Genomic DNA, 6,549 nt, shown 5'->3' on the forward strand with positions numbered 1-6,549 from the left:
CCTGAATTAGTCATATTTCTCTTTACGCTTCTGGCTCATCGGCAGAGACTGTTCATTATCCTCAAGCTCTAACTTCTTGCCATAAGCAGCTTCAATTAATTCAACATTTGTAGACTTGACGTTTGGATTCCACTTCTTCTCAGCAGCCTTTACTTCTTCTCCCGCCATAGCTGTCTTCAGCATAGCAAGTGCGCGGACTGCATCTTCCGGAGCAAGGGTATTACATCCAAGTACTTCATTTTCAATACCGGATTCAGACTTATTGTTGTCAACCATATATGTCATATACTTGTTACCAACAACGAGCGCACCCTGTACTGCACAGAAAGACATACCAACTACCGGGATTCCTCTCATACCAATCTGCTCAATATGGCTTGCGAAGTCAATATGGTTGTTACCGAAACCTTCTGTTGTAACAAACGCTCCGTCAACATCCATCATCTCTACAGTGTGTCCTACACGCTTAGATACATAGAACTTTTCTGCGTTAATCTGAGGTGATCCTACGAATACCACGCCGCAGAGGTCAACCTCTTCATCATGAAGAGCTTCCAGAACCAATGGCTCTCTCCAGTAATGTCTGGACATCTCTTTTGATGCAGGTCCGATACAAGTCAATGCATGGATACATCCATCAAGAACTTCCAGCGGAGATACACAAACCGGAACATTTCCAAGGTCTACGTTCGCTCTTGCGCCAAGAACGCCGACTGGCTCTACAGGAAGAATGAAGTTGTCATGCATAGCTCCCTGTCCCATGATTTCCTTAACGATAACAACTTTCTTCTTTCCGGGACGGCGAACCTGCTTCAGTTCCTGGGTGTCAACAACCAGGCTCTCGTCAAGCTTCTTCATAACTTCGCGGATTTCCTGTGTGATAATATCAAACGCTGTGTGAGCTGCCATAGGCCCACGGCGTTCCATATTCGTCTTCTCCTGAATGATAATATTACCTTTGATAAAGATTTCTCCTTTATCCGGGCATCCCGGACGTCCCCACATGATATTCTCATCCAGATATCCTTCAGAAGAACCGAACTCACCAATCTGAACTCCACCTTCATCTGTACCTGTCAGCATCATAACAACGCCGTCCAGCACTCTGGTAACGCCTGTTCCGATGTCGCTGTCGCCCTCTTTCGTAGCGATCGGCTGAACATCCATGATCGTCTCAGAGTATGTGTGATATAAATCCGGAGTGATGATTTCCAGATGGAAATCTTTAACCAGTTCCTGATCTGCGATAACATCTGCTTCAATTCCTTCACGGATGTAAAGAGTTGTTCCTTCAATCTTCGTCTCCGGTCCTCTCTTAACCTCTGTGATCTTAAAATGCTTTCTTGTTAAAGATCTTACAACCTTCTCTTCTTCCGCTTCTGCTGCCGGAGCTTCTGCTCCTGCCGCTGCTGCCACAGGTGCCGCAGGTGCAATTTCTGCTACTGCCGCGCCGCCGCCAAGTGCTCCAACCGGAATCTGAAGGTCAATATCTTTACCTTCTCCGATGTGGATTTTCAGCATTCCTCCTGCTGTCGGTGCTGCTGCAACCGGCGCAACCGGTGCTGCCGGAGCCGGTGCCTCCTCTACAGCTTCCTCCTCTTCTTCTGCCGCAGGTGCTGACGGAGCCTTTACTCCATCTAATACATCAACGGTCAACGGAGCAAGAGAATCACATGTTTTTGTAAGTGTTGCTCCTAAAACTTCTTCGATAGTCAGGCAACCATCGAGGTTCAATAATCCTGAATCTACCAAATCATCGAAAATCGCAGGATCTTCCAGATTCGCAGGTTCAATTGTAATGCCGGCTTCGGCTCTACAACATAAAACCGCAGGATCATGAGCATGAGCTTTAGCTGTTTCAGCTGTAATTGACATATTGTTTTCCCTCCTTATTTGGTTTACATGTTAATGTAATGTATATATACAATCGCATACGGCTTCCGGGAGAACCTTGCGCCCTCCTCTGCAAAAGAATCGGGGGTCTTTCACACTGCCGCCTGCAATAGTAATACCAACAAACACTCTGCAGATTTTGCAGATTTAAAAATCAATGTCCTGGCTCACCTGTTTGGAAACCTTCAGGCTTCTATACAAGGCATGTCCAACACTCCGCATCGCATGGTCTGTCTGATGGAAGACTTTAAGTCCCATCTTAGGACCGGATGCCATAACCGTATTGGAGCAGTCGGAACAGTTGCCGATAATAATATACTCGCACTTGTCCTTCTTAAACTGCATGTTGTTCTTAACCTGTCCCGGACAATTACCGGGTCTTAAACACTTAAGCGGTGCCCCCGGCTTATTCTCAATCGCCTGCTTACATCTGCAGACAGACACAACCTTACCATTCATCTTTTCCGCAATCTCCCGCATACGCGCCTCGCTTCCGCCGCATGCACAGACAAGGATTCCTACATTCGCCCCATGGAGATCCGGGAACTCAACCGTAACGATAATTCCGCCGGTCGTCTTCGTGATAGGCTCGTCCAACTCTGTAGACTTGCCGGTAAATGCTCCGCCCATGATAATCTCGCCATACTTGCCGTCAATTCCGCCTGCGCGCTCGATCAGTTCTCCAACGCTTACGCCTACCGGAACATCCATAAATACATGTGCTCCATTGCCGCCCACCAGCTTGCCGCGGACGGTCAGATTCTTAGAAATACACGGTTTCTTCTCATCAACTGCCTCTGCAACCTTCGCCGCTGTCTCCAGATTGACTACAACAGATCTTGCAGCAGATGGAAGCTGTGTCGTTGTAAGATTCACGCCAAGGCACTCTCTTACCACCGCACGCTCCTCGCCCATCGGATAAATATCCGGCAGCAGATGCATGGAAATCGCAGGTTCGCTTTCCAGCGCTTTCTGCAATGTCTTAATCGCCTTCTGATTCTTCTTCTTAATTGCGAAAATAGCCTTGTCTGCATGTGTAATTTCCATACAGTATTTCACACCGCGCACTACTTTGTCGCACTGCTCTTCAATCTGTCTGATATTGTGCTCCAGTCCCGGTTCACACTCAGCAGCATTTACAAGAATATATCCGCAGTCCACTTTAAAATCCGCCGGAAGTTCCGGATTAATCTCCGGGTCAATCTCACCCATCTGTGTCTCAGCAAGATTAATATTCAGCTTCACGCCCGTCGGGAATCCGGCACCTCCCATACCAACAATTCCGGCTGCCTTCACCATATCCAGTTTAGAAGCATCTTCCGGCACATCAATCGGCACAAACTCATCTGGCTGTTCTTCGGCCGGTTCAATAATAATCCGGTCTTCCGTAATCTCAGTCACTTTTCCATAAACACTTGAGAAAATATTAGCTCCAAGTCCTGTCGGCACAGCAATCAAAGTACCTTTTTTTACGTCTGCCCCAACCTCAACGCATGGTGCGCACGGCGCGCCCACATGCTGACGCAATAAAATCTGTACATTTCCCATGACACATTCTCTCCTTTTCTTTTTTATAATAAGTAAAAAACGAAACTCTCCATCCCGTTTACTTATTCTGACTCCCGGCATTGCCGTTTATACATCTTCCGAAAAATGTTTTGTTTATAATTTTTATCTATAAATCAGCTTTTTCAAAAACATTGTCTTTTTTTTGGCGAGGGCATGTGGGAATCGAACCCACCCAGGACGCTCCTAACGCCCCACACTGGTTTTGAAGACCAGGAGGCACACCAGTCACCCATCTACCCCCGTATTGTTGCCTTACGCCACTTAACAATAGCACAGTTTTTCACAGATTTCAACACCAATTTTACCCACTTCTATATTAGCAAAAAACCATTGACTTTTCAAGGTTTTTCCCTCATAATGATAAATATAGAATCCACTTTTGACTAGAACAGATACTAGACTGGGGTCTAGAACATGGTCTGCTTGTTAAAAAACTAACATTTTTTAATCTTTTTTAAAAAAAGACACAGCGGAAACGGGGTTTTCCGTGTGCTTTTATAAAACACTTATAGTTTTTTTCTATAAGAATCACACGATTCAGGAGGTAAAAGATATGGAATTAAAAGCGAATGTTAATTTTGACCGTTTTGAAGGAGCTCTCCAGGTAGTTGACTCCCACACGGTCGGCGAGTTCTGCCGAATCGTTATCGGAGGTTTCCCGGAACCAGAAGGTAACACCATGATTGAGAAGAAGAAATGGATGGAAAAAAATTACGATCATGTTCGTACCGCTCTTATGTTTGAGCCAAGAGGACACCACGACATGTTCGGCGCTTTCCTCTGCGAGCCTGTAAATCCAGAAGCACAGTTTGGGGTAATGTTTATGGACACAGGCGGATACCTTAACATGTGCGGTCACTGTACAATCGGAGCTGTTACGGTCGCTATAGAAGCAGGTCTTGTTGAATCCCACGAAGGAGAAAATGAGGTTATCCTTGAGGCTCCTGCCGGAATCATCCGCACAAAGGCTATTGTAAAGAACGGAAAGGTTGAAAGCGTTACCCTTACAAATGTACCTGCATTTGTTTACAAAGAGAACCAGAAAGTAACCATCGACGGACAGGAAATCGAATTCACCATTTCCTTCGGCGGAAGCTTCTTTGCTCTGGTTGATACTACCAAGCTGGATATCGGCGAGATTAATCCTAAGACCGTCCCGGCATATACAGCACTTGGAATGAAAATGTTAGATGCAATCAACAAAGAAATTCCTGTAAAGCACCCGCTGCTTGACATCGACACAGTAGACCTGGTTGAATTCTATGGCCCAACTCCGAATCCGGACAAGGCAACCATGAGAAATGTGGTTATTTTCGGTGATGCTATGGCTGACCGCTCACCATGTGGAACAGGTACAAGCGCTAAACTTGCTACGCTTCATCACTGGGGTGAAATTGAAGTTGGTGAAGAGTTCATCTACGAAAGCTTTATCGGTTCTTTATTCAAGGGCGTAATTAAAGAAACTACAAAAGTCGCTGATTACGATGCAGTTATTCCGATGATTACAGGAAGCTGCTACCTGACAGGCGTTGCCACATACTTAATCGATCCGGAAGATCCGTTGAAATATGGTTTCCAGGTAGGTTAATTAACCATACGGCAATAAATAAGTCTTTTAAAGCGGATTCAGTCACATGAATCCGCTTTGTTTGTGATAAAGGAAAATACGCCGGAATAAAAAGAAAGGAGGATTCCCAATGGCAAGGAAACGCCAATCGACAAAGAACCGCATTGTAAAGGCCGCTTGGAATCTGTTTTACAAGAATGGCTACGATCATACTACCGTAGAGGAAATCATTGCAGCATCCAAGACCTCAAAAGGGACTTTTTACCATTACTTCAAGGGCAAAGAAGCTTTATTAAATTCTTTATCCGATTTATTTGATGAAAAATACGAAGAATTAGCAGGCGTTATCAGCCCCGAATCGTCCTCACGCGATAAGCTGCTGTTTTTAAATCATGAGCTGTTCTATATGATTGAAACCAGTGTTGACATCCACTTGCTGGCATACCTTTACTCTTCCCAGCTTATCACTAAGGATAAAAAGTCTCTGTCCGACCATAAGCGCTTTTATTTCAAATGGATAACAGAGATCATCCAAAACGGGCTGGACACCGGGGAATTCGCAGACACTTCCACAGCCGATGAACTGATGGATATTTACGCAATGTATGAACGTGCTCTGCTGTATGACTGGGCACTATCTAAAGGCAAGATTCCGCTCACCGATTACAGCGACAAACTGCTGCCTCATGTACTGGATACGTTTGTGAAGGGCGTATAAATACAGAAAAGCTTTAAGAGGGCGGTGTGACTGTTATCAGTCACACCGCCCTCTGTCTGAGATTATTTCCTGTCTGAAATTTTACTTCTCGTATTTCTCCATAAATCTCTGGATAATTGTTGCACACTCTGCACGATTTGCGCTTCCCTGCGGATCAAGGCAAAGTACGCCGTCAATTGTCTTACCCTGGATAATGCCTTCTTTTACTGCCCACTTCATAGCATCCTGCGCAAATGTCTGTACGCTATCTGCATCCGGGAATGAGCTGTAATCGCCGCCTTCACTTACTTCATACTTCTTGTAATCCTTTGCATAACGATACATCATCGTTGCCATCTGCTCACGGGTAACATCATCGTTTGGTCCAAAGAGTTTTGTATCTGTGTATCCGGTTACAATCTCATTTGCTTCCGCCCAAAGAACCGGATCCTTGTACCAGTCACTTTCCCTTACATCCGGGAACTTGTCTGTATACTCTACTTTTTCTTCACCATTCATCTTATGAAGTACTGCTGCGAACTGTGCCCTTACCAGTGTATCAGCAGGTCCAAAATGATCCGGTTTTAATCCGGTCATGGTTCCTGCATAATAATTGTATGCAACTGCATCATAATACCATGCACCTTCCGTAACATCATCATACGGAAGTCCTGCCTGCTTCAATGCTGCCTGCGCATCTGCAAGCGCTTTCACTGCCGCATCAACTGCTGCCTGGTCTGCATCCTTATCTGCAAGAACTTCCTCTGCATCTTTCAAAGCTTTCTGGTATGCTGCCCAGGATTCTTCTGTATACTTATTGCCT

5 protein-coding genes and 1 tRNA gene are annotated in these 6,549 nt (G+C 45.3%); 2 read left to right on the forward strand and 4 right to left on the reverse strand.

What is annotated here, in order from left to right:
• Nucleotides 1-6 precede the first annotated feature (6 nt).
• From prdA to OCV99_RS04975, 3 genes are all read right to left on the reverse strand, one after another.
• A complete protein-coding gene (gene prdA / locus OCV99_RS04965) occupies nucleotides 7-1,875 on the reverse strand; it encodes a D-proline reductase (dithiol) proprotein PrdA (RefSeq protein ID WP_158368793.1) in 1,869 nt (622 codons plus the stop codon).
• Between the two features lie 165 nt (nucleotides 1,876-2,040).
• Nucleotides 2,041-3,441 carry a proline reductase-associated electron transfer protein PrdC gene (locus OCV99_RS04970; protein WP_158368795.1) on the reverse strand — a complete coding sequence of 467 codons (1,401 nt, stop codon included), beginning with the start codon at nucleotides 3,439-3,441 and terminating at the stop codon, nucleotides 2,041-2,043.
• A gap of 164 nt (nucleotides 3,442-3,605) precedes the next feature.
• Nucleotides 3,606-3,703 (reverse strand) — tRNA-Sec (locus OCV99_RS04975).
• A gap of 312 nt (nucleotides 3,704-4,015) precedes the next feature.
• Here OCV99_RS04975 and OCV99_RS04980 point away from each other — a divergent pair.
• The gene (locus tag OCV99_RS04980) at nucleotides 4,016-5,050 is read left to right on the forward strand and encodes a proline racemase family protein (protein ID WP_158368797.1); all 1,035 of its coding nucleotides are present in this window, start codon (nucleotides 4,016-4,018) and stop codon (nucleotides 5,048-5,050) included.
• Between the two features lie 109 nt (nucleotides 5,051-5,159).
• Complete coding sequence (locus OCV99_RS04985) at nucleotides 5,160-5,747, forward strand: TetR/AcrR family transcriptional regulator (RefSeq protein ID WP_158368799.1); 588 nt, start codon at nucleotides 5,160-5,162, stop codon at nucleotides 5,745-5,747.
• A gap of 81 nt (nucleotides 5,748-5,828) precedes the next feature.
• Here OCV99_RS04985 and OCV99_RS04990 read toward each other — a convergent pair.
• The coding region (locus OCV99_RS04990; RefSeq protein ID WP_262574921.1) for an S-layer homology domain-containing protein at nucleotides 5,829-6,549 on the reverse strand (721 nt) is incomplete at its 5' end.

The organism is Dorea acetigenes (assembly GCF_025567385.1).
Lineage (GTDB): Bacteria > Bacillota > Clostridia > Lachnospirales > Lachnospiraceae > Claveliimonas > Claveliimonas acetigenes.

Excerpts from the sequence above, each read along its gene's own strand:
- OCV99_RS04970 (WP_158368795.1), bottom strand. The coding sequence starts at position 3,441 with ATGGGAAATGTACAGATTTTATTGCGTCAGCATGTGGGCGCGCCGTGC.
- OCV99_RS04985 (WP_158368799.1), top strand. The coding sequence starts at position 5,160 with ATGGCAAGGAAACGCCAATCGACAAAGAACCGCATTGTAAAGGCCGCT.
- prdA (WP_158368793.1), bottom strand. The coding sequence starts at position 1,875 with ATGTCAATTACAGCTGAAACAGCTAAAGCTCATGCTCATGATCCTGCG.
- OCV99_RS04980 (WP_158368797.1), top strand. The coding sequence starts at position 4,016 with ATGGAATTAAAAGCGAATGTTAATTTTGACCGTTTTGAAGGAGCTCTC.